At 42.9% G+C, this 1,180-nt stretch carries 1 protein-coding gene; it reads right to left on the reverse strand.

Features of this window, described 5'->3' with window-relative positions:
* Nucleotides 1–1,180: hypothetical protein (locus AC2CG4_RS20020; protein WP_484487949.1), on the reverse strand; the 1,180-nt coding region annotated here is incomplete at both ends.

Genomic DNA, 1,180 nt, shown 5'->3' on the forward strand with positions numbered 1-1,180 from the left:
AACTTTTTGCGCACTATGGCGAGTTGAATTTTTAGTATCCGACTCTAATGCTTGTTGAACAGTTTCTTGTTTTTGTTCAATGCCAGCAATCTCTTGCTGCAAATAATGTTCAGCAACTAGCTCGGTTGTGTGTAGCGCAGTTGGTGGTATTTTTTCCAGTGCACTACTGCGCATTGATTTTTCAGTTTCTAATTCCGTTGTTTGCTGAACAGCTTCTTGTTTTTGTTCTGCACCAGCGTTTTCCTTATGCAAGCGAGCCTCAGAAGCTGATTCGGTTTTGAGCTGCGCAGCAATGTCCATTGTTTCTTCTGCGCTATTGCGCATAGATGTTTCAAATTTTAGTTCTGTCGCTTGTTGCACAGATTCCTGTTTTTGTTCAACGCCAGCGTTTTCTTCATGCAAGCGAGTCTCAACAAGTGATTCGGATGCGACTTTTGCAGAATCTTGAATAGATATTTTCCCAACATCGACAGAAGTAGTTCGCGCTGGGTTTTGCATGACAGTCGTTGCTGCGGGTTGAGCCATCTCTTGATTACGATCGTAAATAATATTTTTCTCTGCTGGCTCTGCAGTATCTTTGTATAAACTATTTTCTGCCGACTGTGTGTTATCGGTTTTCGCTGTTATCGCAATCGCCTCCAAATCAAGCGGCTGCCGTTCGATAATAGCCGTAATGATGGCTTGGTAATAAGCCGCTGGATTTACTAGTTGGCTGATCGGTGTTTGGCTTGCAGCCGTCAGTTCTGCCCGCGCTTCTTGATCAAAAAATGGTGCCTGCTGAATCACTGCAATAGTTAATTGCTGCCATTGCTGTTTATCGAATTCTAAACCTTGTAATAGAACTGATGGTTGCTGTTCGGATAACAGAGCCTTTGCGATATCGACAATGCTGCTAGCTGACGTGATTATCGCTGGTGCAGATTGAGTAATATCTTGCTTTGAAGTTTGCGCAACTTTTTGCGCACTATGGCGAGTTAAATTTTCAGTATCCGACTCTAATGCTTGTTGAACAGTTTTTTGTTTTTGTTCAATACCGGCAATCTCTTGCTGCAAATAATGTTCAGCAACTAGCTCGGTTGTGTGTTGCCCAGTTGTTGGTGTTGTTTCTAGTGCGCTAGTGCGCATAGGCTTTTCAATTTCTGTCGCTTGTTGAGCAATTTCTAGCCTTTGTTCAGTACCA

It is taken from the genome of Cellvibrio sp. ATLC23 (genome assembly GCF_057196725.1).